Raw genomic sequence first — 22,543 nt, forward strand, 5'->3', positions numbered from 1 at the left:
ATTTCGCCGCCATGTACACAATTGCCGCCCTTTATCACTTCACCCGTTTCGAAGATCCTGCCGCGCTCAAACCTGCGCTGCTGGACCTGTGCGTGTCACAGGATGTGAAAGGAACGCTTCTGCTGGCGCAGGAAGGGGTGAACGGAACCATCGCAGGCCCGCGTGCCGGGATCGACGCAGTGATTGCGCATTTGCGCGGCTTGCCGGGATGCAAAGAGCTTGAGTGGAAAGAGGCCACGTCAGAGACACCGCCGTTCCCGCGCATGAAAGTGCGGATCAAGCGCGAGATCGTGACGATGGGCCAGCCCGATGTGGATCCGGCAAGCAAGGTCGGCAATTATGTGGATCCCGCCGATTGGAATGAGCTGATCACAAGCCCTGATGTGGCGGTGATTGACACGCGCAACGATTACGAGGTTGCGATTGGTACCTTCGAGGGGGCGATTGACCCCGAAACCAAAAGTTTTGGTGAATTCCCAGCTTGGTGGGAAAAGAACAAGGATCGTTTTCACAACAAGCGGATTGCGATGTTTTGCACCGGTGGCATCCGCTGCGAGAAATCGACGAACTACCTGCTGGGTCAGGGCGTCGAGGATGTCTATCACCTTAAAGGTGGTATTCTGAAATACCTCGAGGAAGTGCCCGAGGAAGAAAGCACATGGGACGGTGACTGCTTTGTCTTTGATGCCCGCGTGAGCGTGGGCCACGGGCTGAAAGAAGGGCCGCACCTGCTGTGCCACGGCTGCCGTCAGCCGATCCTGCCCCAAGACACGCACCGGCCCGAATACGAGCATGGCGTCAGCTGTCACAACTGCTTTGACAAGACGTCCGATTGGGACAAGGAACGCTTTCGCGAGCGGCAAAAGCAGATCAAGCTGGCTGAGGCGCGGGGACAGGGATAGCGGGTTTGCGTGGCCTGCTGCGCAGCAAAAGCCAAAGCATGATGGCGACGTTCACCCCGTTCCAGACGATCCCGTTGATAAACGCCCATTGGTAACTGCCGGTCCAGTCATAGATCTGACCAGAGACCCAGCCGCCCAGCGCCATGCCCATGATCGTTGCCATCATCACAAATCCGACGCGCGCGCCCGCCTCCTTGGCGGGCATGTATTCGCGGACAATCAGCGCGTAGCTGGGGACAATGCCGCCCTGGCTTAATCCAAAGACAAGACTGACAACGTAGAGCGAGACGAGACCGCCCGCCGGCAGATACAGAAACAGCGCCAGTCCCTGAAGCGTGGATCCGATGAGCAACGTGCGAACGCCACCCAGCCGATCCGCCAGGAGGCCCGACACGATGCGAGAGCCAACGCCACCCAAAAGCATCAGCGACAACATCTCGGCCCCAACAGCGGGGCCAAAGCCCAGATCGACGCAAAGTGCCACGATGTGAACCTGTGGCATCGACATGGCAATGCAACAACAGATACCTGCAAACCCCAGCAAAATGGCGAGTGTGCGCGGGCTGAGACCAGCTGACTGTGCGTTGAGGCTGGAGGCCGCGTGGGCGCTGGCATGAGTCTCTGAGGAAACCTGTCGCCGGAGCAGCAGGGCAAGCGGTATAATACCGAAAAAGGTGACAACAGCCATCACGGTGTAGACCGCCCGCCAGCCGCTGTCCTGCATGACACCCGCAAGGACCATCGGCCAGATCGCTCCAGAAAGGTAATTGCCACTGGCCACCAGCGCGACGGCGATGCCGCGCCTGCGGACGAACCAGTGCGAGATGTCGGCTATCAGAGGACCGAAACCAACGGCTGAGGCAAACCCGATGAGAAGTTGCGCAAAAGACAGCATGGCGATGGATTGAGAAAGGATCGCCAGGATCAGACCGCCAACAATACCGAGTGCGGCAAGGATGAGCGAGACAGTCACGCCGAACCGATCCAGCGCCCGGCCCAGTGCAAAATTGCCCAAGGCGAACCCGATCATGTTCAGCGTGTACGGAAGAGACGCATCCGCACGACTGGTCCCGAATTCAGCCTGGACGGCAGGCAGGATCACGATAATCGCCCACATGCCCGCATTGGCAATAATCGCCACCAGCATCGTGACGACAAGTCGAAACCACGAATAGCGGCTGTCTGTTTCGGCAATCTGGGTCAAACAGGATCCTTCCACCTGCATCAAGCGTCAAACCAGAATTATGCGCAAGGGCTGAGGTGAAATGCGCACAATTGAAGCTGTTAAGCTCGCGTTAGGGGCCACCTTGCTAGCACAGCCTTGGGTGAATAGAGGTGGTGGAGATGGGTGCGCAAGCAAATGCGGCGCCAGTCATCATCAAGAAGAAAAAGGTCGTTGGCGGCGGTGGGCATCATGGCGGTGCCTGGAAGGTTGCCTACGCGGATTTCGTGACCGCGATGATGGCTTTTTTCATGTTGATGTGGCTGCTGAATGCGACGACAGAACAGCAACGCAAGGGTATTGCGGATTATTTTTCGCCGACGATTCCGATCAATCGGGTGTCTGGCGGCGGGAATGGTGCGTTTGGCGGAGAAAGCATATTCTCCGAGACCACACTGCCACAGACAGGGACCGGCGGCACCGATACACGGATTTCCCCGAAGTGAGTGCGCGTGGAAATACCGGCACCGAGATGGACGACGACGCAGACCAGGAAGCCTTTGAGACGCTCGAGAAAATGCTGGTCGGGCAAGGCGGCGAGACCATGGTCATGGAAAACGCGCTGCGGCATATCGTGACCCGGATCACTGATGAAGGCTTGGTGATCGAACTTTTTGAACTTGAGGGAATTCCTCTGTTCGAGGATGGCACTGACACGCCAACGCAGCTTTTGCGGGATTTGTCGGCACTTATCTCTTCAACGGCCAAGGCCGTTACGAACGGCATAGCGATTGGCGGGCATGTCCGCGCGACACCCATTGTATTGGCCAACAGTCCGGTCTGGGATCAATCAGCCAATCGCGCGGCAAAAATGCGTGAGCTGCTCGAAGATTCCGGCATCGCACCCGCCCGTATCAAAAGAGTCACCGGACATGCTGATCGCACTCCGGTTCTGCAGGACACGATGGCGCGACGTAACAATCGCATCGAAGTGGTGTTGTTGCGGAAAACTGACCGCAAATAGGCTGGTTACGGCCACGGCAAATACCCGGCATTTTATCTGTTAGCCCGGAATTAAGCCGGCGTCGTCTATGTGTCCGGTGAACAACACTGACACAGCAGAAAGGCGTTTCTGACTTATGACCATTTCTTCTTCGCTCAATGCCGGGGTGGCGGGCCTTCAGGCGAATGCAACCCGATTGGCTTCGATTTCGGACAACATCGCAAATTCGTCGACCTTCGGGTACAAGCGGGTCGAAACGGATTTCCATTCCATCGTGATCGCCTCCCGGGGGGGGGACATATTCGGCAGGCGGCGTGCGCGCCTTGACAGAGCGCCTGATTGATGAGCGAGGCTACCTTGTCTCAACCAACAATGCCACGGATCTTGCTGTACGTGGACGCGGGTTTCTACCTGTGACGCAAGCCACGGACGTTGAGGTTGCCAATGGCGAGGCAAGCATGTTCCTGACCACCACAGGATCTTTCCGGACCGATTCCGAAGGGTATTTGAGGTCCAACTCCGGTCTGGTGCTACTGGGGTGGCCTGCGTTGCCAGATGGCACCATACCCAGCTTTCCGCGCGACACATCCGATGGGCTTGAGCCTGTCCAGATCAATGTCAATCAATTCTCAGGAGAACCGACAACGCGCATGACGCTTGGCGTGAACCTGCCCGCAACCGAAACAGATGCGGGTTCGGACGGTGATATCTCGGAGTTGTCGGTGGAGTATTACGATAACCTGGGCACGTCTGAGAATATTAACATCACTTTCTCGCCCGATGTGCCTGCAACGGGGTCCTCCAATACTTGGACTATGACCCTGCGCGACTCGGTCGACCCTACGGTGACGATCGGGGAATACACCCTGGAATTTGCGGATGACCGTACTGCGGGCGGGACGCTTTTGTCCGTAACATCTGTCGGTCCGACAGGTGGTGCCTATGATCCATTGACCGGCACGATCATCGTGGATGTGGCTGGCGGCCCAATGGAGATCGATATCGGTCAACTTGGTGAGAGCGACGGGATTACCCAACTTTCTGACAATTTCGCACCGATCTCGATTTCAAAAGACGGTTCACCTGTCGGGAACATGACCAGCGTCGAAGTGGACCCAAATGGGTTTGTCTTTGCCTATTTCGACACGGGAATCACACGGGTGATTTACCAGGTGCCGCTGGTCGATCTGCCATACCCAAACGGCATGGTCGCGCTTGATCAGCAGACCTATCAGCCGTCGCTCGATAGCGGGTCGTTTTTCCTTTGGGATGCCAGTGACGGTCCGACCGGAGATATCCTGTCTTTCGCATTGGAGGAATCCAACACCGATGTAGCGGGTGAGCTGACGTCGATGATCCAGACACAGCGCGCCTATAGCTCGAACGCGAAGGTCATTCAGACCGTGGAATTATCCTTGGCACTGGCGACCGATTTACCGGTCGAAATTGCGTTTTGCGTCCCGGCCAGGCTGGCATTGATGGATTTCAGAGTCTGCAGCGCAACCATTGCGCTGTTGTTGGTAAGAATGCTCGACATAAGCATGTTCCTTCAGTCATTGACGCTTTGCGTCCGTTATGTCCCACCCCCCACGGGGCTGGACGACATGTCGTTCTGACCAATGCATGCGCTTTTGATGTAAGACGATGCGCCACCCGACCTCGGATGCGGCACCACTGATGCCTCTGCCGGGTTAACGAATGCTGAACACCTGTACGTGGATTCTTAAGATTTTTAATTAAAGACTCATGCCCGCCGTTCGACAGAGCTATCAGGCAATGCAACGATGTCGTGTTTCTTGCCGTCTGCCCCATAGGTCTCAAGGGCGCCTTTCACCTCTCGCAGTTTTGCAAGCCGGGATGCGACCGCGCGAATACCTTCTAGCGCCCCGTCCATCAGCAGCTGATTCCGACGTACTTTGCTGTCCAGCATTTGCATTGCTGAAAGGTCGGATTGCGGTGTGCTGTTCATCGCCTCAATCAACGCTTCCTTGGAAACAAGGAGCTCATTGAGCTTTTCAAGATCTCCCTTCAAAAGCGCTTCGCGCTCTGTATCCAGCAGATCACTCAGTTCAATCACCGGTCCGTTCCCAGTCTTAGCCGTCATTGTCTCGCTCCTTCAGTGCTTCAAAAATCGATTCGCTCAACCCGATACCCCCTGCCCGGACCATTGCCATTGCGTGTTCCTCTACCAGGAACGAAGAAAACTGGTCTTCTCCCGGGCCACCACCAAACCCCTCGCGCGACGAGCCAAGTCCAGCTCCTTTCAGCATTTCCGCAAGAAAACTTGCCTCAAGTTTCTGAGCCGCTTGGCGAAGGGACTGATCAAGAGAATTGCTGGTATGAGCCGGTAGTGCAGGTCGTACGGTATCCACGGGCTGGGTCCTTAAATTGCGGTCTATTTTCCGCAACATGCGCCACGCCTGGTAAACAACCGGTAACGACCTTCGCAGATAAAGAAGCCCAACGGAGAAGAAATCCCGGAGGTTTTCGTGCATCAAATCATGTCGGGCAGCTTGCTACCGCTGGCTCCCGAAGTGGCGGCCCAGCCTATTGCGCCGCAACAGAATACAACACCGGAAGGTGCAGTATCTCCGAAAGTTTTGGAAAACGCCCAAAGTTTTGCAGCGCTTTTTGCCGAAGAGCATTCACAGGGCGAGGGAGCGACGACCCTGTCGCCTGATTTGACTGCCGTCAAATCTGACGCGCCTGTTTCAATCACCGCCCCGGACGCCGTTGAGGGTAGCCTAGAAGCAGACCAGATAGACGTCAGGCATGCGACGGGTAGCAAGTTGTCTCTGGAAAATTCAGAAGACGTTGATACAGCACGTTCTGGCCCGAATGCTACCAGCTCCAAAAATATTGCCAATGGAAACGATGAAATTGCGGTCGGTCGCTCTGATGATCAGGTACGTTTCACTGAAGCAGGGCGCGTCCCGATCCAGCCAGCGACCCGTGCGGTGGATCTTTAACAGAAAGCGCCAAAATCTACAGATATGCAGACGGACATGGCAGGCGTCGCACCATTGAAGAAGGCGTCAGGCGCAACAACGTCCGCGCAGACTTCCGTTCAAGCTTTGCATTTGGATCAAACCGTCCACAACTCAAAGGCTCTTTCCAACGATAAGATAGCGAAATCTTCCTTTGGTAGGCCGGGAAAAACTGATGGCGTTGAGACCACCCAGACGCGCACCTCTGAGGTGGGGAGTTCGCAGTTGCAGAAAACAACATCTTCATTTGCAGCCAAAACTCAATCGCACGGCAATCAGATATCATTAGTAGCTTAGGATGCACCGGCTGATCCGAAGCATGTCATTCTTCAAAGACACATCAGCACTCCACAATCTGGCTTTAATCCAGACGTCATGCTAAATAGCCCCCAAGCCCCTGGCAACGATGAAATTCTCATTCCCACTCTTCCCGGGCAGCGATCCAAACGTCGTGCTGAAATCAGACGCAGTGTTGATCCTGTCTCTACAACCGCAACGCTCCCGCTAAAGCCTAACAATCCCGGACAAGCAACGCCCAACGCTCCTTCAGGTTTCTCGATGCACGTCCTGCCGGAGCATCGCAGAAATGTGTTCTTTACCACTCGTTCAGGCGATCAGATCGATCCACACGCATCTGTTCGAACCGATTCTCAAACAACAACCTCACTGCCAGTCAATAACACCATACCCTCTCGTATGGATTTGCCTCAGATGATTTCGAGGCAGATCGCAGAGGCGCTTTACCATATGCCAGCACGGCCGGTGGAAATCACGCTCAGCCCGGAGGAACAGGGACGGGTACGATTGGCTCTTTCATCGTCAGAAGCTGGGATTGTGGTCATTGTGCTGGCTGAACGGAGCGAAACAATTGATCTGATGCGGCGCCACATCAATAGTCTTGAAGCGGCATTTCAGGCCATTGGCTACAGCGATATTTCCTTCTCTTTCTCAGGGGGCGGGGATGCAGAAACGGAAAGCAGGGCTGAGCAAACAGACACTTCTCCGTCCAAACGTTTGAATGGAGCGGAACACGCCGACCCACAAGCCTCTCAGATCAGATTAGCACCCGGCGTCACAGCTGGGCTCGACATCCGCCTTTGAACAGGACAAAGCATGGACATCAACTCCCCCACCATGGCGCCGTCAGCCCCATCGGCAGCAACCGCGCCACAGGCCAACGCCGTACTCTCATCGGATTTTGAGACATTCTTAAAAATGCTCACTGCCCAAGCGCGATATCACGATCCATTGGAACCGATCGATTCTTCCGAATACGCTGCGCAGCTTGCGCAGTTCTCAATGGTGGAACAGCAGGTCATGTCGAACGATCTGTTGGCCTCGCTCGCTGCGCAGCTAGGCTCTGGAAATATGGCGCAAACGGCAAGCTGGATCGGGATGGAAGCCCTGACAACAGCACCCACCTACTTTGATGGAACACCCCTGCGCATCACACCGAACCCTGCTGCCATTTCTGATGAGGTCTTTCTGATTGTCCGTGACGAAACCGGGCAAGAGGTCCAGCGTGTCGCACTTCCCGTCTCGGCAGAGCCCTTTGAATGGGCAGGTGTGGCAAAGGATGGCGGCCCGTTCGAAAACGGTATCTACAGCTTTGACATCGAAAGCCGCGCAAACGGAGAAGTCATTCTATCGGAACCTGCTGAAACCTACGGACGGATCACCAAAACACGCCTTCAAGACGGTGAAGCGATTCTGATCCTTGAGGGTGGATCTGCAATTCTTGCGGCTGGCGTCACCGGGCTTCGCGAACCAGTCTGATCAGGTCATCTGTCTTGCAGCGCAAATCCTGCATAGGCAATCGGCATGATTGCGCGGCGCAGCCGACCAAGTTCAAATTTTGACAGCGGACGTTGGATCGCTTTGGGGTAGACGCGTTCTGGCTCTTTGTCGCGCACCAAATCGGCCAGCAATACACCGCAATAGCTGGCCATGGCCACACCGTTCCCATGATAGCAAAGGCTGGTGTAGAATCCGGGTTCTCCCGGCACTGGCCCAACATAGGGCATCCGATCACGGCCGATACAGACCATTCCGGACCATGCATTCGTGGTTTCAATATGCCTCCAAGCCGGAAACATCGCATCGAAGTCGGCGCGCGCGCGGCTGATCGCGCGTGCTTCTGACGCTGGATTGGCCATCAAACCGCCGCGCACGCCGAACAGCATGCGATTGTCCGGCATCAGCCGGAAGTAGTGCAAAAGGTGACGGGTGTCATAGGACGCCTGCCCAGAGGTCCAACCCTGTGCACCCAGTTCCGATTGGGTCATGGGACGGCTGACGATGATGCTGGATTGTGTAGGCATGTACCGACCGGCCAGCCAATTTGGCAGATCTTCGGAGGAATAGCCGTTGGTCGCAAATATCACTCTGTCTGCCTGCACCTGACCACTGCCCGCCTGCACTCGGAACCCGTCATGCGAGCGCGTTATCCCCGTCACCGGCGTGTCATGAAATATCCGGGCACCGGCACCTTCAGCAGCCCTTGCCAATCCATTGATGTATTTCCGCGGGTTCAGGGCAAACCCGATCGGCGTCGTCAAGGCTCCAAAGAATCCGGCATTCATACCGCTGGCCTCAAGCTCTCCCGGATCGGTGAGCCGCGCCTCCAGACCATAGCTGTCGCTGTAATAGGCCAGCTGTTGTTTCATCTCTTCGAAATCGCGCGGTCTGTGGGCAAACTGCGTCTCCCCGTCAGAGTGGCGGTCTACGTCGATATCAAACCGCTGCAGCAGAGATTCGACCAAATGGATCGCGTCCATTTCGGCCTTTCGCCAATCATTTCGGCCAGCTCGGCCAAAGGCTTTCTCCAGCGCTGCATTGTCCAGCATCCCGCCACCCAGACAACAGAACCCACCATTCCGGCCGGACGCACCCCAGCCGACAAATCGGCTTTCCAGCACCGCGACGGAAACACCCGCCTCAGCCAGATGCAGGGCAGCAGAAATACCAGTAAACCCACCTCCGATGATCGCAACATCGCAGGTATGTGCGCCATTCAGCGAATCGCGTTGCGGCAAATCGGTGGTCTGATCCCACCAGCACCCGGCGCGTGGTGCATCAGAATAGGCAAAGTCCGAATATATCCGGCGCATCAGGCCGTGCGCTCGGCCGCACGCGCGTCCTTTTGTGCGCGGACCGCGCTCTGCTTGCTGACCAAAGACGCGCTGATAACACCCACGGTCACAATCAGTATCATGATGGTGGACAGCGCGTTGATCTCGGGTGAGACCCCCAAACGGACAGCTGAGAAGATCTTGATCGGCAGGGTCGTGGCAGAGGGACCAGCAGTGAAGGACGCGATCACCAGATCATCAAGGCTTAGGGTGAATGCCAGCAGCCAGCCAGAAATGACAGCCGGTGCGATGATCGGCAGTGTCACCAGCCGAAAGGATTCCCAAGGGGACGCACCCAGATCAAGGGCCGCTTCCTCAAGCGAACGGTCAAAGGTAACAAGCCGCGAGGATACGACAACCGAAACATAGCACATTGAAAATGTTGTGTGTGCCAGCACAATGGTCAGCACCCCCCGATCCAGACCGATCCCGATGAAAAGCAGCAACAGCGATAGGCCAGTTATCACTTCTGGCATCACCAGCGGGGCGTAGATCATGCCGGAAAACAGAGTCCGCCCCAAAAACCGCCCGCCCCGTACCAGCACGTAGGCCGCCATTGTGCCCAGCACCGTCGCGAAGGTCGATGAAATTACCGCGACCTTGATCGTGACCCAGGCAGCATCCAGAAACGCCTCGTTCCGAAACAGCTCTCCGTACCATTTGGTGGAAAACCCGGCCCAGACCGTGACCAGCTTGGACGCGTTGAAACTGTACACGATCAGAACGATCATCGGGAGATAGAGAAACGCGAACCCGAGTGTCAGGGATGTGACATTGAACCAGCTTAGCCGTCTCATTGCTCGGCCTCCTGCTGTTTTTGCTGATTGCGCTGAAACAGCACGATGGGAATTACAAGGATCAACAGCAAGATCACCGCAACAGCCGACGCAACAGGCCAGTCACGATTGTTAAAGAACTCCTCCCAAAGCACTTTGCCGATCATCAGCGTGCCGGATCCACCCAACAGGGACGGGATCACGAACTCGCCCAGCGCTGGAATGAAGACAAGGAAAGAGCCTGCAATGATACCGTTCTTGGACAATGGGATGGTGACAAGCCAGAACGCCTGCATTTTGGAGCATCCCAGATCTTCTGCTGCCTCGTTCAGAGATGAATCCATCCGGTCGAGCGCGGCATAGATCGGCAGGATCATGAAAGGCAGATAGGTGTAGACGATCCCGATATAGACAGCGGTATTCGTGTTCAGGATCGTCAGCGGTTCATTGATCAGGCCAAGCCAGGTCAACAGCTGGTTCAGCAGCCCTTCATTGCTGAGGATCCCCATCCATGAATAGACGCGGATCAGGAAAGACGTCCAGAACGGCAGGATCACCAGCATCATCAGCGTCGGGCGCCATTCCTCTGGTGCCTTGGCCATACCGTAGGCAATCGGGTACCCCACAAGCAACGTCAGGAAGGTCGAGATCAAAGCGATCCGCAGTGAACTGAGGTAGGCTTTCCAGTAGAGATCATCTTCGGTCAGGAAAACGAAATTCTCAAAATCCAGTTCGCTGATCAACGCGCCGATGCCATCCTTCAACGTCGGCGTATAGGGCGGGATCGCAAGCGCGGCATCCGAGAGCGAGATTTTCAGAACGATCAGAAATGGTGCCAGAAACAGCACCAGCAGCCACAGGTAAGGGACAGCGATAAGGGCGGCGCGGCGCATCATCAATGCTCCAGCAGCACGCCTGCGGTGGCGCTCCATGAGATCCACACCGGATCTTCCCAGGTGATGTCCCGCCGCGCAATCCTGCGGGTGTTGGCGGTTTGTGCCTTGATGATCTGACCCGTCGGGAGTTCAACATGGTAGGTGGATAGGTTGCCAAGATAGGCAATGTCCAGCACCTTGCCCTGCATCGCATTATCCGCATCGTCCGGTTTTTCGGTAGAGATGCGGATTTTCTCGGGACGAATGGCCAAGTGCACTTTTTGACCATCGCTAAATGTCTTCTGTGACGTGGCCTTGATTGGCGCTTGGCCCTCGATCCAATTCAGCGAATATTCATCCTCTCCGGACGGGCGGGCCTCCGCTTCGATGATGTTCACATCACCGATGAAGTCCGCCACGTAGACCGAGTTCGGGTACTCATAGATCGCCGCAGGTGTCGCGACCTGAATGATACGGCCCTCGTCCATAACCGCGACGCGACTGGCGACGGTCATCGCTTCTTCCTGGTCGTGGGTCACGATCACGAAGGTGGTTCCTGTCGTTTCCTGAATGTCCATCAGCTCAAATTGCGTGTCCTGACGCAATTTCTTGTCCAAAGCGCCAAGTGGTTCGTCCAGCAAAAGCAACTTTGGCGCCTTCGCCAATGAACGCGCAAGGGCAACGCGCTGACGCTGACCACCGGAAATCTGGTGCGGCTTGCGGCGCGCGAATTTCTCAAGCCGGACCAGCTTGAGCATCTCGTCGACCCGTGCTTCGATCTCAGCCTTGCTCTTGCGGTCACGCTTGAGACCAAAGGCAATGTTCTCCCAAACACTCAGGTGCGGAAACAAGGCATAGGACTGGAACATCATGTTCACCGCACGTTCATTCGGCGGTACCGGGCCAATGTCCTGACCTGCGAGTTCGATCTTGCCCTCTGTCACGGATTCAAAACCTGCAAGCATGCGCATCATCGTGGTCTTGCCACAGCCAGATGGCCCCAGCAGCGCAAAGAATTCCTGCGCGTAGATGTCCAGCGTCAGATCATCTATCGCAACAAACTCACCAAACCGCTTGGTGACGTTTTGAAATCGAATGAGGGGTTTTTCGTTGGGGTCGTCCCACGGGGCGAAAACAGATTGGCTCACGAAGAGGCATCCCTTTGATTGGCAAGGGGTCAACGGAAAAGGGCGCGACCTTTGAAAGCCGCGCCCTTCCGAAACATCTTAGGTACCGGACTTGATCTTGGTCCACATACGGGTCACGGTCCGCTGCACCTTAGGGCCGTAGGGCGACGTGGTATAGAGGTTTTCAAGCGTTGCCTCATCCGGGTAGATCGCTGTGTCGCCGATCACGTCTTCCTCAAGAAATTCCTGAGACGCCTTGTTACCGTTGGCGTAGTAGACGTAGTTGGATGCCGCCGCCATGTTCTGCGCGTCCATGATGAAGTTCAGGAACTTATGCGCCGCGTCCGGGTTTGGTGCATCCACCGGGATCGCCATGTTATCGAACCACATCAGCGCACCTTCTTGTGGCGCATAGTATTCGATCTCAACCCCGTTGTCGGCCTCTGCGGCGCGGTCACGCGCTTGCAGGATATCCCCGGACCAACCGATTGCAACGCAGATATCACCGTTCGCCAGCGCATTGATGTATTCAGAACTGTGGAATTTCTGCACGTAGGGTGCCACTGCGGTCAGCACAGGCTCCGTCTTTGCGATCACATCGGGATCCTGGCTGTCAGGGTCTTCACCGATATAGGCCAGTGTTGCCGGAATGATCTCTGCGGGCGCGTCAAGGAAATGCACACCGCACTCAGACAGCTTTTCCATATTTGCCGGATCAAGCACGAGGGCGAGGGAACCGACAGGCGCATCGTCGCCCAACACTTCCTTGACCTTGTTGATGTTCACACCAAGGCCGGTTGTGCCCCACATGTAGTTGATCGCGTACTCGCCTGTGGGGTCATACTTGGCCAGACGGTCATTGATGACGTCCCACATGTTTTCTTTGTTGGGCAGCTTTGCTGGATCCAGCTTCTGGAACGCCCCTGCCGTAATCTGGCGCTGCAGGAATGTACCCGATGGTACCACCACGTCATAGCCAGAGCCACCGGCGAGCAGTTTGGTCTCCAGCACTTCGTTGCTGTCGAACACGTCGTAGATCAGCTCAATCCCGGTTTCGGTTTCGAACTTTTCCAACAGGCTCTCATCGATATAGTCCGACCAGTTGTACACGCGGACTTCTTCAGCCGCTGCGGCACCAGCCATCAAAGCGGCAGCAGCAACGCCGCCCAGAATACGATTAATCATGTGTTACTCCCATAACATTGCCGGGTTGGTCCCGGCATTCCGGTAATTTGATCAAGTTTTGCCTCTCGCGGCAAGATAATTTATGCTTTCACGCAGGGCGCAAGGGTGCAAGGTGCATCCAGAGCCGCAAAAACAGGCGACACCTGATGAACCTTGATGTGACGACACCTTCCAACCCGTTTCTGCGCACGGATGCCGGGAAAATGCCCGCTCACCAACTTGTCTATGAACAGCTGCGGGTCATGATTTTGTTCGGGGATCTGGCGCCCGGCCAGGCTGTGACAATTCAGGGTCTAACCACGCAGCTGGGCGCGGGGATGACGCCGGTGCGCGAGGCGCTGCGCCGGTTGATCGCAGAAGGGGCGCTGACACATCAGGGAAACCGTCGCGTCAGCGTTCCTGTCCTGACACCTGATTGTATAGAAGAGCTTGGTTTTATGCGAAAAACCATAGAGCCAGAGCTGGCGAGGCGCGCAGTCAAACGCATATCCGAAGAAGATCTTGAGGCCATCACCAGCTGTGACGACGATCTGAACATGGCGATAGCAAAGGGCGACATCGGCGGTTATCTGACACATAACTACCGCTTTCACGCAACGATCTATGAATGTGCCCAAGCACCGATCATGACGGCGACGGTAGATCGGCTCTGGTTACGATTTGGCCCCTCTCTGCGCGTTGTCTGCGGTCGGTTTGGCACCAGCAATCTGCCAGATAAACACAAGGATCTTCTGGTCGCCTTCACCGAAAGGGACGCAGATGCCGCAGCCGTGGCAATGGCCGAAGATGTCGAGCAGGGTATGCGCCAAATTGAGGCGGCCTTGTCGGAGGGATAAGCCGCGGTTTGATTCGATTGACTTTGCACAATTTGATCATATTCTGACGCCAAGCGTCTCCTCCCCTCGCAAAGGTCCCAGAATATGTCCAGCATCACTAATCATCTCCCCACCGCTGAACTGCAGGCGCTGGATGCCGCGCATCACATGCACCCCTTCACCACCGGGGACGAGATCAATGCCAAGGGCGCGCGGGTCATCACCCGCGCCAAAGGCGTCTATCTGACCGATAGTGATGGGAATGAAATTCTGGATGCAATGGCAGGCCTGTGGTGCGTAAACCTTGGCTATGGCCGCCCGGAGATGGGTCAAGTTGCGGCGCGGCAGATGAATGAACTGCCTTACTACAACACCTTCTTTCAGACGACCCACGTACCTGTCATCGCCTTGGCAAAAGAATTGGCCGACCTTGCACCGGGTCACCTAAACCACGTTTTCTTTGCCGGGTCCGGGTCCGAAGCGAATGACACCAACCTGCGGATGATTCGGACGTATTGGGCTGAAAAGGGTCAGCCAGAGAAGTCACACGTCATCAGCCGCAAGAATGCCTATCACGGCTCTTCCATCGGCTCCGGCTCTCTTGGTGGTATGACCTATATGCACGCGCAGGGCGGCATGCCGATCCCCGGCATCCACCATATCGGTCAGCCTGATTGGTGGGCAGAAGGTGGTGACCACACGCCAGAGGAATTCGGCCTGGCCCGCGCAAAAGAGCTTGAGGAAAAGATCCTTGAACTGGGCGCCGAGAAAGTCGCGGCCTTTATTGGTGAGCCTGTTCAGGGTGCCGGTGGCGTTATCATTCCGCCCAGCACCTATTGGCCCGAAATCCAACGGACCTGCAAAAAATACGATGTTCTGCTGATCGCAGATGAGGTGATCTGCGGCTTTGGCCGGACCGGCAATTGGTTCGGTTCCCAGACCATGGACATCACGCCCGACATCATGACCATCGCCAAAGGACTGTCCTCTGGCTATGCGCCCATCGGCGGTTCCATTGTGTCTGATGAGATCGCCGAGGTGATCAACGCCTGCGAATTCAACCATGGCTACACGTATTCAGGCCACCCGGTTTGTGCATCGGTCGCGCTGGAGAACCTGCGGATCATGCAAGAAGAAGACCTCTTGAGCCACGTACGCAACGTGGCGATGCCAGCCCTTCACGCAGCACTTGAGGAATTGGGCGACCACCCTCTCGTGGGCGGTGTGAACGTTTCAGGCATGATGGCTTCGCTCCCGTTGACGCCGCACAAGGAAAGCCGCGCGATGTTCGCCGGAGAAAAAGGCACCGTCGGCTATATGTGCCGCGAGCATTGCTTTGCCAACAATCTGGTGATGCGTCACGTGGGCGACCGCATGATCATCTCTCCGCCGTTGGTGATCACACCAGAAGAGATCGAGGTCTTTGGCAAAAGGGCCAAGCTGGCGCTTGATGCAACCTACAAGGACCTCAAAGACAAAGATATGCTCAAGGCTGCGTCATAGACCGGGCTTAACCGACTATTGCCAAGACGGTCTGAAAAAGGCGGGATCAACCCCGCCCTACAGCGCCCGCAACCTTTCAAGGACCGCCAGTGATGGATAGCCGTCGGGCAGAAGCCCGTTGGCGAGCTGAAAGCGACGCACAGCGTTGATCGTCAGTGGTCCCATTTTGGCGTCGATCTTTACAGTGTCGAATCCGGCAGCAGTCAGGCGTTTCTGCAACTCGATCCGCTCATCCTTGGTCAGCGCGCGCAGGCGGCGGGGCCAGCTGTGTTCAATGGCGGGCCCTCCGCTGATCCGGTCGCTTAGATGACCAACGCCAATAACGTAAGCATCCGCTGAATTGTATTTCTCAAGCACCGCGAAATTTGAGAAAATCATAAAGGCCGCCCCTTCAGCACCGCCGGGCAGCAGGATCGAAGCAACGCCGTGAGCGTCGTCGAATGCCCCGCTTACCGGCTTCACGCCGATGGCCGCCCATGTGCTGGGCAACCTCAGGTCTTCGCGATCTGCGCGCGTGTAATCAAAGCCGTCGGGCAAACGGACTTCGACACCCCAAGGCTGCCCTTTCGTCCAGTTGAAATGGCTCAGGTACGCCCCTGTTGATGCCAGCGCGTCGGTCGGATCATCCTCCCAGATGTTGCGTTTACCATCACCATTGAAATCGACCGCGTAGGTCTGAAAAGAGGACGGCATAAACTGCGTGTGCCCCATCGCCCCGGCCCAGCTGCCGGTCAGCTGTGACGGCGTGGTGTCACCGCTTTGCAGAATGCGCAGTGCCTGCACCAACTCGTTCTCAAAGAAATCTGCCCGCCGCGCATCATAGGCCAGCGTGGTCAGTGCATTGATGATATCGATGCTGCCACGAAAGGTACCATAAGCGCTTTCAAGACCCCAGATCGCGACAATGACTTCTTTTTCCACACCGTAACGCGCTTCAATGCGTGACAGCGTGCTGTCCCACTGCGCCAATGCCGTGCGCCCGTTTGCAATTCTCAGGTCAGAGACCGCCGTATCCAGATAGTCCCAGATCGTCTTGGTGAACTCCGCCTGATTGCGGTCGCGTTTGATGATCTCGCTGTCATAGGTGACCTGGGACATCGTCTGGTCGAAAATGCGCGCCTCAATCCCTTTGGCCAACGCTCGCGCACGGAACCCCTGAACCCAATCGGTCAATCCCTTGTCCGCCTGGACCTCGGCTTCGGCAGCAATCAAGGTGATCTGCATGTTTCTTTGTGAAGGCCTGATTGATGTCTCAGGCCCGGTGGCCCAGCCAGGCCCGGTTGTGCAGGCCAGCACAAGCCAAGCCGCGATAAAAGATCGCCATTCCATGACCAATTCCGTTCTCGATTACTGCTCGGTCACAGCCTACTCTGGTAACGGTTTTGGAAAAACCCCTCAGTCCTCCGCCGTGCGACGTTCCGCCCGTTCCAGAGCTTCTGCGCGCAATCTGGCGGTATAATCGCGCAACATCGGGACGCGTCGGGGTCGAAAGCTCCGACCGGTGCGTTCCAGATCATCCATGCGATCCAGACGGAAGGCGCGAAAATCACCGCGCAGATGACACCACGCCATCAGCATATTGGTATCCTGCATGTAGACAATCCCCAGTGGATCAACCTCGCGCGTTGTCTCGGCACCCTTGGCATCAACATAGGTAAATCGCACTGTTTCCTCCTCCCATGTCGCGGCGCGCAGCGCAGCCACGTTGATGCGCGGTGGGTCGGGTCGAAAGAAACGCCGGGCGTCCAGAATGGCGTGCTGTAACCGATGCGCCTGCCGGGGAGGGACGCGGGCGGTCAATTTGGCCAGCGCAGAGTCCGCAGCCTTTGCCAGCGCCGGATCCCCGATCACCGCAACGTTCCGCAGGCCCAGAACCAGCGCTTCCAGCTCATCATTTTCGAAACCGAGCGGCGGCAGAGCGGCATCTTCGATTAAGGTATAACCAAAACCTGCCTCACCGTCGATCACCGCTCCGAGCCCTCGGAGTGCATCGATATCTCGGTAAACGGTACGCAATGACGTACCCATCTCATCGGCCAGTTGAACTGCCCTGACCGGCGCAGGTAACCGGCGCAGGGTGGTCATCATCTGAAAAAGACGGTGTGTTCTGGTCATGGCGGAAGGCTATGCGATGCTGACAGGATATGACAGCACCGGCCGCTGGAACTCTTGCAGCCACCAATCATCAAGATGCCATGGTCGGTTTGCTCGCATCCTTCAAGCGAATGGCAAAGTAATCCCGGGCAAGTCCGATATCCGAGCTTAGCGTGAAGGCTCCGGCACTGATTCTTACTGCCTGCCGGACGTTGAGCCGCTCGTGCATTCATCCGCATGGCCAAAGACAATGTTCTTTGTCGCTACATCAACCGCGCAAGCGATGCGATGGCGCCACCTGTCAGCGGCGCGTCCGTGAAACCTTGCGCTTGATCTTGTCCTTCTTGCGCTTGCCCTTTGCCGATTTCCGGCGGGGCGAACGCCCTGCGGGCGACTGTCGCCCTTGCGGCACCTTCGCCCCTTCAAGTTCCAGCAATTCCAGCGCGATACCACCGGTAACCGGCACCGCCTCTGCCAGCCGCACCGTTACACGCTGACCTAGACTGATCACCATGCCGGTATCGGCTCCCATCAGTGATTGAGTCTCACCGTCGTAATGAAAATACTCGTTCCCGATTGACCGCATAGGCAGAAGCCCGTCCGCGCCGGTTTCATCAAGTTTCACAAAAACGCCGAACCGGGCGATGCCACTGACACGGCCCTGAAATTCATTGCCAACCCGTTCCGAAAGATAGGATGCCAGGTACCGATCAGTCGTGTCCCGCTCAGCCATCATGGAGCGACGTTCGGTGTCTGAAATATGTGCGCCTGTCTGTTCGAGCGCATCGTAGTCTTCGGGCCGCAAACCGTCCTTGCCCCAGCCGTGCGCAGTGATCAACGCGCGGTGCACGATCAGGTCGGAATAGCGCCGAATAGGAGAAGTGAAATGCGCATAAGACCGCAGGGCCAGACCAAAGTGGCCAGTGTGTTGCGGGCCATAGTAGGCCTGGGTCATTGAGCGCAGGGTCGTGAGATTGATAAGTTCTGCGTCATCCGATCCAGCGGCGTCATGCAAAAGCTTGTTAAGATGCGCGGTCTGCAGCACCTGCCCCTTTGCCAGCGTGAAACCAGCGGCCTCCGCTGTTTCGCGAAGGCTCTTGAGTTTTTCCTGCGTCGGCTCTTCGTGGATGCGGAACAGCAGAGGGACTTTCTTCGACAGAAGCGTCTCTGCGGCGGCGACATTCGCCAGCACCATGAATTCTTCGATCAGGCGGTGTGCATCCAGTCGGTCCTTGAAGTTGATGGATTTGACCGTTCCATCCTCATCCAGCACCACACGCCGTTCCGGCAGGTCCAGATCCAGCGGTTGCCGGGCATTTCGGGCTTTGACCAGCGCATGATAGGCGGCGTAGAGCGGCTTCAAAACAGGCTCTAACAAGGGGCCGCAGCGGTCATTCGGATTGCCATCAATGGCGTTCTGGACCTCTTCGTAATTGAGCGAGGCAGGGGAACGCATCAGGCCACGAACGAACTTGTGCGACAACTTGTTGCCCTTGGCATCTAGAACCATGCGGACCGCGATACAGGCACGCGGCACCCCCTCGTGCAGTGAACAAAGATCACCGGACAGCCGATCAGGAAGCATCGGTACGACGCGATCCGGGAAGTACGTCGAATTTCCCCGCTTGCGTGCTTCACGGTCCAACGCAGAACCGGGTGTCACATAGGCCGCCACATCCGCAATCGCGACCCAGACCACATGGCCGCCTTCGTTCTTGGGATCTTCGTCCGCATGGGCATAGCAGGCGTCGTCGTGATCCCGCGCATCGGACGGGTCAATGGTGATCAGCGGCAGGTCGCGCAGGTCTTCGCGGCCTTTTAGTCCCACAGGCTTGGCACGGTCAGCCTCGGCAATCACGTCATCGGGGAATTCGTCCGGTATGCCGTGTTGATGAATGGCGATCAGCGATACCGCCTTGGGTGCTGAAGGGTCGCCCAGCCGTTCGATGATCCGCGCCTTGGGCAAGCCCATACGGCCCTTTGGCCCCGCCTGCTCGCCCTCGACCAGTTCGCCATCCTTGGCACCGTGTGTCGCCCCTTCGGCTACGATCCATTCGCGGTCGAGCCCCTTATCAATGGGGACGATACGCCCGCCTTCCGACTTCTTGCGAAAGATGCCTAGCAGCTTCTTGGGGTTGGTTCCGATCCGCCGTATCAGCCGGGCTTCGTAGTGATGGTCTTCATTCTTGACCACCGTCAGCCGCGCAAGGATGCGGTCACCTTCGCCCAGCGCCGGATCAGAGGCGCGTGGGATAACCAGCACAGAGGGTTCCTTACCTTCGCCGTGCCATTCCATCGGTTTGGCAAAGAGGTCGCCCTGCGAATCCGGCCCGGTCACCAGCAAGACCGATACCGGCGGCAGGCGATCCGGATCCTGGTAGCTGCGCTTGCGCTTTTCCAGATGGCCTTCTTCTTCCAGCTCTTTCAGCACGCGCTTGAGATCAATACGCGCAGCCCCCTTGATGCCAAAAGCCTTGGCGATATCGCGCTTGGCGGTCAGCGTGGGGTTCTGCTCGATCCATTCGAGGATTTCGGCGCGTGTAGGTATTTTGCTCATGTAATGGAGTTAGCACGCGACCCCGTGCGCGTCATGAGCAAATCGTCACCGTTGTCCACGTCCCGCAAAGTGGCGACCCTGGCGATACGATAGTCGGGCAATGTGGCCATACTGTCGGCAAGTGCCTGTTTCGTAGACCAGCGAACGCCTTTGAAAATGCCGTGCGGCTGGCGGCGCGGATGCTTCAGCCCCACCAGCCAATAGCCGCCGTCCGGGGCCGGCCCAAAGACAGCATCGTTTTGGCCGAGCACTTTGAAAGCCTCCCAAATATGGCTCCGTTGAATGCCGGGAATATCGGCGCCGATTACACAGGCTGAACCGCCCTCGACACTGCACAGCATCCGCGCCATCCGCGCACCCAGATCGCCGCCGCCCTGCCCCCAACGCGGCAGATGGGCAGGCCATACCCGGCTTTGCACTCCTTCCACGTCCGGAGAAACGGCAAGAACCACCTGCCATCGCGGGTCTTCGATCCGCCGCAACAAGGTGCTGACCTGATGGCGAAACCACCATGCCGCCGGAACAAGCCCGATGTCCTTTCCCAGCCGGGTCTTCACGCGCCCCGGATGCGGTTCCTTGACCATCACGATCAGCGTGCGGTTCATAGGTCACGGACCGTATCGCGGTGGTCGATGCCTGCATCGTCAAAGACCGGACCCGTCGCCACGAAACCCAGCCTTTCATAGAACCGGAGGGCATGGACCTGCGCGCCGAGCTTGGCTGTGGTTGCTTTGCCCGTCGCCACCTCAAGCGCCTTGCGGATCAGATCAGCGCCCAACCCAGTGCCGCGGTAGGGGCGCAGAACGCAGACCCGGCCGATCTTGGCCGTATCCCCTTGGATCGTGATCCGCGCTGTGCCGGCTGGTGCATCGTCCACAAACGCAATCAAATGCAGGCTTTGTCCGTCAAGATCGTCGATCTCATCCGCCTCCGAGACACCCTGCTCATCAATGAATACTTCGCGGCGCAGCCTGAGGCATGTTGCGATATCGTCAGTGACCTCGATGCGCCACATCATGTAAAGTAGTCGCGCAGGATACGCCCGTAGATCGCCTTGAGCTGATGAATGTGCTCGACCCTCACATGTTCATCCACCTGATGCATGGACTGCCCGACAAGGCCGAATTCGACCACAGGGCAATGCGATTTGACGAACCGTGCGTCAGAGGTGCCGCCAGTGGTGGAAAGCTCGGGCGTGACTCCAGTCTCTGCCTCCACGGCGCTCGCCACGAGTGTAGATAGTTCACCGGGAGGAGTGATGAAACTTTCGCCGGAAATCTTGATGTCCATCTCGATCACCACGCCGAATTCCTGCCTGACTTTCTCTGTCTCCTGCTCAAGCCATTGGGTCAGGCTTGCCCCGCTGTGCTGGTCGTTGAACCGGATATTGACGCAGGATGTGCATGAAGCAGGGATCACGTTGTTCGCCGGGTTGCCCGTGTCCATTGTGACCACAGCCAGCGTTGATGGATCAAAATGTTCCGTCCCCTGATCCAATTCATGCGACGCAAGCCTGTCCATCAGCCGCACCATCGCTGGAAGCGGATTTTTGGCCCGATGCGGATAGGCGGAATGACCTTGCTTGCCGATTACCTTGAACCACGCTGTCATTGACCCGCGCCGCCCGATCTTGATCATCTCGCCCATTCTTTCAGGGCAGGTCGGCTCACCGACCAGACAAACATCCATGCGTTCGCCGTTCTGTTCCATGTATTCCAACAGCGCCGTCGTGCCGTCCACCGCATCGCCTTCCTCGTCCCCGGTGATGGCAAGGATCACGGAACCATCGGGCGGCGTGTCGGTCACGAAATCGACGGCAGCAGCGGCGAATGCTGCGACCCCCGATTTCATATCTGTGGTGCCCCGCCCATACATCACGCCGTCTTTTATTTCGGCACCGAAGGGGGGCATTGACCAATCCGCCTCATTCCCAATTGGCACCACGTCCGTGTGTCCATTGAACCCAAAAGCGCGGGTGTTCCCCTTGTTGCCCCAGCGCGCAAAGAGGTTCCGAATGCCGCCCCTATCGGCCCAGGCGCAGTTAAAGCCGGCATCGCTGAGCAGGGTTTCCAAGATCTCGAGTGCGCCATCATTTGCCGGGGTGACAGAGGCACAGCGCACCAGTTTGGCAGTCAGGTCTACGGGGTCAATGGGGGCCATCGGCGCTCCTTTTCAGTGAACTTTCGGGCAACAACCCTTTTTTGTGGCGAAAAGAGCGCGGTGCCAAGGGCGCAATGCAAACAAATACTTAACAGAAGCCCGCCGTGCTGGTAGCTTTGTGGCAATAATATGGCCCGAGGCAGGGCGTCAGCAGTATCGCAGTTCAAATGAGCACCTGAAAACAGGGCCCACCGATCTGCACCACTTCCGAACACAGGTAGGCGCATTGCGTCCTGCGCGTGTGCTGTGACCTGCAATCCGGGCCA

Annotated in this window: 21 protein-coding genes and 3 pseudogenes; 9 read left to right on the plus strand and 15 right to left on the minus strand. The window is 57.0% G+C overall.

Features of this window, described 5'->3' with window-relative positions; translation table 11 throughout:
- Nucleotides 1-11 precede the first annotated feature (11 nt).
- On the plus strand, nt 12-902 hold the full coding sequence (trhO, locus tag GV827_RS03170; protein ID WP_164352262.1) for an oxygen-dependent tRNA uridine(34) hydroxylase TrhO: 891 nt from the start codon (nt 12-14) through the stop codon (nt 900-902).
- Here the strand turns inward: trhO and GV827_RS03175 are convergent.
- Nucleotides 871-2,106, minus strand: coding sequence for an MFS transporter (locus GV827_RS03175; RefSeq protein WP_408056264.1), 1,236 nt, complete (start codon nt 2,104-2,106; stop codon nt 871-873). The genes trhO and GV827_RS03175 overlap by 32 nt on opposite strands.
- A 140-nt stretch (nt 2,107-2,246) precedes the next feature.
- Between GV827_RS03175 and GV827_RS03180 the strand changes: the two are divergent.
- Together GV827_RS03180 and GV827_RS03185 are read left to right on the plus strand one after the other, a co-directional pair.
- Nucleotides 2,247-3,088 (plus strand): annotated as a pseudogene (locus GV827_RS03180) (flagellar motor protein MotB).
- A 115-nt stretch (nt 3,089-3,203) separates the two neighbouring features.
- Nucleotides 3,204-4,503, plus strand: a pseudogene (locus GV827_RS03185) (flagellar hook protein FlgE); the annotation flags it as partial.
- On the opposite strand, the pseudogene GV827_RS23545 reads toward GV827_RS03185, so the two are convergent.
- The 3 genes and pseudogenes from GV827_RS23545 to GV827_RS03195 form a co-directional block, all read right to left on the minus strand.
- Nucleotides 4,467-4,604: pseudogene (locus GV827_RS23545) on the minus strand (flagellin); the annotation flags it as partial. The pseudogenes GV827_RS03185 and GV827_RS23545 overlap by 37 nt on opposite strands.
- A gap of 207 nt (nt 4,605-4,811) precedes the next feature.
- Nucleotides 4,812-5,171 (minus strand): flagellar biosynthesis protein FlgN, encoded by a 360-nt coding sequence (locus GV827_RS03190; protein WP_204325698.1) that lies wholly within the window; start codon nt 5,169-5,171, stop codon nt 4,812-4,814.
- The gene (locus GV827_RS03195; RefSeq protein ID WP_164352264.1) at nt 5,161-5,478 is read right to left on the minus strand and encodes a rod-binding protein; all 318 of its coding nucleotides are present in this window, start codon (nt 5,476-5,478) and stop codon (nt 5,161-5,163) included. Before GV827_RS03195 ends, GV827_RS03190 begins: the two co-directional genes overlap by 11 nt.
- Nucleotides 5,479-5,556: 78 nt before the next feature.
- Between GV827_RS03195 and GV827_RS03200 the strand changes: the two genes are divergently transcribed.
- The 4 genes from GV827_RS03200 (at nt 5,557) to GV827_RS03215 (ending at nt 7,830) form a co-directional block, all read left to right on the plus strand.
- Nucleotides 5,557-6,036: a hypothetical protein gene (locus tag GV827_RS03200; RefSeq protein ID WP_164352265.1), complete on the plus strand. Its 480-nt coding sequence runs from the start codon at nt 5,557-5,559 to the stop codon at nt 6,034-6,036.
- Nucleotides 6,037-6,060: 24 nt separating this feature from the next.
- A complete protein-coding gene (locus tag GV827_RS03205) occupies nt 6,061-6,351 on the plus strand; it encodes a hypothetical protein (protein WP_164352266.1) in 291 nt (96 codons plus the stop codon).
- Nucleotides 6,352-6,429: 78 nt separating this feature from the next.
- Nucleotides 6,430-7,155: a flagellar hook-length control protein FliK gene (gene fliK, locus GV827_RS03210; protein WP_164352267.1), complete on the plus strand. Its 726-nt coding sequence runs from the start codon at nt 6,430-6,432 to the stop codon at nt 7,153-7,155.
- Between the two features lie 12 nt (nt 7,156-7,167).
- Complete coding sequence (locus GV827_RS03215) at nt 7,168-7,830, plus strand: flagellar hook capping FlgD N-terminal domain-containing protein (protein WP_164352268.1); 663 nt, start codon at nt 7,168-7,170, stop codon at nt 7,828-7,830.
- Between the two features lie 5 nt (nt 7,831-7,835).
- On the opposite strand, the gene GV827_RS03220 is transcribed toward GV827_RS03215, so the two are convergent.
- The 5 genes from GV827_RS03220 to GV827_RS03240 all read right to left on the minus strand — a co-directional run bounded on the left by GV827_RS03220 (nt 7,836) and on the right by GV827_RS03240 (nt 13,148).
- Nucleotides 7,836-9,164, minus strand: a complete 1,329-nt coding sequence (locus GV827_RS03220; RefSeq protein WP_164352269.1) for an NAD(P)/FAD-dependent oxidoreductase — start codon at nt 9,162-9,164, stop codon at nt 7,836-7,838.
- Complete coding sequence (locus GV827_RS03225; protein ID WP_164352270.1) at nt 9,164-9,982, minus strand: ABC transporter permease; 819 nt, start codon at nt 9,980-9,982, stop codon at nt 9,164-9,166. The genes GV827_RS03220 and GV827_RS03225 overlap by 1 nt, the downstream gene beginning before the upstream one ends.
- Complete coding sequence (locus tag GV827_RS03230; protein ID WP_164352271.1) at nt 9,979-10,854, minus strand: ABC transporter permease subunit; 876 nt, start codon at nt 10,852-10,854, stop codon at nt 9,979-9,981. The genes GV827_RS03225 and GV827_RS03230 overlap by 4 nt, the downstream gene beginning before the upstream one ends.
- 2 nt (nt 10,855-10,856) lie before the next feature.
- Entirely contained in the window at nt 10,857-11,984 is a 1,128-nt protein-coding gene (locus tag GV827_RS03235) for an ABC transporter ATP-binding protein (RefSeq protein ID WP_164352272.1), read from the minus strand.
- Between the two features lie 78 nt (nt 11,985-12,062).
- Nucleotides 12,063-13,148, minus strand: coding sequence for a polyamine ABC transporter substrate-binding protein (locus tag GV827_RS03240; protein WP_164352273.1), 1,086 nt, complete (start codon nt 13,146-13,148; stop codon nt 12,063-12,065).
- A 146-nt stretch (nt 13,149-13,294) separates the two neighbouring features.
- Between GV827_RS03240 and GV827_RS03245 the strand changes: the two genes are divergently transcribed.
- Nucleotides 13,295-13,984: a GntR family transcriptional regulator gene (locus GV827_RS03245; RefSeq protein ID WP_164352274.1), complete on the plus strand. Its 690-nt coding sequence runs from the start codon at nt 13,295-13,297 to the stop codon at nt 13,982-13,984.
- Nucleotides 13,985-14,068: 84 nt separating this feature from the next.
- Nucleotides 14,069-15,466, plus strand: a complete 1,398-nt coding sequence (locus GV827_RS03250) for an aspartate aminotransferase family protein (protein ID WP_164352275.1) — start codon at nt 14,069-14,071, stop codon at nt 15,464-15,466.
- A 57-nt stretch (nt 15,467-15,523) separates the two neighbouring features.
- Here GV827_RS03250 and GV827_RS03255 read toward each other — a convergent pair whose 3' ends face one another.
- The 6 genes from GV827_RS03255 to dapE all read right to left on the minus strand — a co-directional run bounded on the left by GV827_RS03255 (nt 15,524) and on the right by dapE (nt 22,277).
- Complete coding sequence (locus GV827_RS03255; RefSeq protein ID WP_164352276.1) at nt 15,524-16,795, minus strand: lytic murein transglycosylase; 1,272 nt, start codon at nt 16,793-16,795, stop codon at nt 15,524-15,526.
- A 66-nt stretch (nt 16,796-16,861) separates the two neighbouring features.
- Nucleotides 16,862-17,581, minus strand: coding sequence for a helix-turn-helix transcriptional regulator (locus tag GV827_RS03260; protein WP_164352277.1), 720 nt, complete (start codon nt 17,579-17,581; stop codon nt 16,862-16,864).
- A 280-nt stretch (nt 17,582-17,861) separates the two neighbouring features.
- Nucleotides 17,862-20,117, minus strand: a complete 2,256-nt coding sequence (gene rnr, locus GV827_RS03265; RefSeq protein WP_164352278.1) for a ribonuclease R — start codon at nt 20,115-20,117, stop codon at nt 17,862-17,864.
- Complete coding sequence (locus tag GV827_RS03270; protein WP_164352279.1) at nt 20,114-20,722, minus strand: TIGR04282 family arsenosugar biosynthesis glycosyltransferase; 609 nt, start codon at nt 20,720-20,722, stop codon at nt 20,114-20,116. Before GV827_RS03270 ends, rnr begins: the two co-directional genes overlap by 4 nt.
- Nucleotides 20,719-21,135, minus strand: coding sequence for a GNAT family N-acetyltransferase (locus GV827_RS03275; RefSeq protein ID WP_164352280.1), 417 nt, complete (start codon nt 21,133-21,135; stop codon nt 20,719-20,721). The genes GV827_RS03270 and GV827_RS03275 overlap by 4 nt, the downstream gene beginning before the upstream one ends.
- On the minus strand, nt 21,132-22,277 hold the full coding sequence (gene dapE / locus GV827_RS03280; RefSeq protein WP_164352281.1) for a succinyl-diaminopimelate desuccinylase: 1,146 nt from the start codon (nt 22,275-22,277) through the stop codon (nt 21,132-21,134). The genes GV827_RS03275 and dapE overlap by 4 nt, the downstream gene beginning before the upstream one ends.
- Between the last annotated feature and the right edge of the window lie 266 nt (nt 22,278-22,543).

Origin of the sequence: Sulfitobacter sediminilitoris (assembly GCF_010667575.1) — a bacterium.
GTDB lineage: Bacteria > Pseudomonadota > Alphaproteobacteria > Rhodobacterales > Rhodobacteraceae > Sulfitobacter > Sulfitobacter sediminilitoris.

Excerpts from the sequence above, each read along its gene's own strand:
- GV827_RS03260 (WP_164352277.1), bottom strand. The coding sequence starts at position 17,581 with ATGACCAGAACACACCGTCTTTTTCAGATGATGACCACCCTGCGCCGG.
- GV827_RS03190 (WP_204325698.1), bottom strand. The coding sequence starts at position 5,171 with ATGACGGCTAAGACTGGGAACGGACCGGTGATTGAACTGAGTGATCTG.
- GV827_RS03240 (WP_164352273.1), bottom strand. The coding sequence starts at position 13,148 with ATGATTAATCGTATTCTGGGCGGCGTTGCTGCTGCCGCTTTGATGGCT.
- GV827_RS03250 (WP_164352275.1), top strand. The coding sequence starts at position 14,069 with ATGTCCAGCATCACTAATCATCTCCCCACCGCTGAACTGCAGGCGCTG.
- trhO (WP_164352262.1), top strand. The coding sequence starts at position 12 with ATGTACACAATTGCCGCCCTTTATCACTTCACCCGTTTCGAAGATCCT.
- GV827_RS03225 (WP_164352270.1), bottom strand. The coding sequence starts at position 9,982 with ATGAGACGGCTAAGCTGGTTCAATGTCACATCCCTGACACTCGGGTTC.
- GV827_RS03205 (WP_164352266.1), top strand. The coding sequence starts at position 6,061 with ATGCAGACGGACATGGCAGGCGTCGCACCATTGAAGAAGGCGTCAGGC.
- GV827_RS03195 (WP_164352264.1), bottom strand. The coding sequence starts at position 5,478 with ATGTTGCGGAAAATAGACCGCAATTTAAGGACCCAGCCCGTGGATACC.
- fliK (WP_164352267.1), top strand. The coding sequence starts at position 6,430 with ATGCTAAATAGCCCCCAAGCCCCTGGCAACGATGAAATTCTCATTCCC.
- GV827_RS03275 (WP_164352280.1), bottom strand. The coding sequence starts at position 21,135 with ATGATGTGGCGCATCGAGGTCACTGACGATATCGCAACATGCCTCAGG.
- GV827_RS03220 (WP_164352269.1), bottom strand. The coding sequence starts at position 9,164 with ATGCGCCGGATATATTCGGACTTTGCCTATTCTGATGCACCACGCGCC.
- dapE (WP_164352281.1), bottom strand. The coding sequence starts at position 22,277 with ATGGCCCCCATTGACCCCGTAGACCTGACTGCCAAACTGGTGCGCTGT.
- GV827_RS03245 (WP_164352274.1), top strand. The coding sequence starts at position 13,295 with ATGAACCTTGATGTGACGACACCTTCCAACCCGTTTCTGCGCACGGAT.
- GV827_RS03270 (WP_164352279.1), bottom strand. The coding sequence starts at position 20,722 with ATGAACCGCACGCTGATCGTGATGGTCAAGGAACCGCATCCGGGGCGC.
- GV827_RS03230 (WP_164352271.1), bottom strand. The coding sequence starts at position 10,854 with ATGCGCCGCGCCGCCCTTATCGCTGTCCCTTACCTGTGGCTGCTGGTG.
- GV827_RS03255 (WP_164352276.1), bottom strand. The coding sequence starts at position 16,795 with ATGGAATGGCGATCTTTTATCGCGGCTTGGCTTGTGCTGGCCTGCACA.
- rnr (WP_164352278.1), bottom strand. The coding sequence starts at position 20,117 with ATGAGCAAAATACCTACACGCGCCGAAATCCTCGAATGGATCGAGCAG.
- GV827_RS03215 (WP_164352268.1), top strand. The coding sequence starts at position 7,168 with ATGGACATCAACTCCCCCACCATGGCGCCGTCAGCCCCATCGGCAGCA.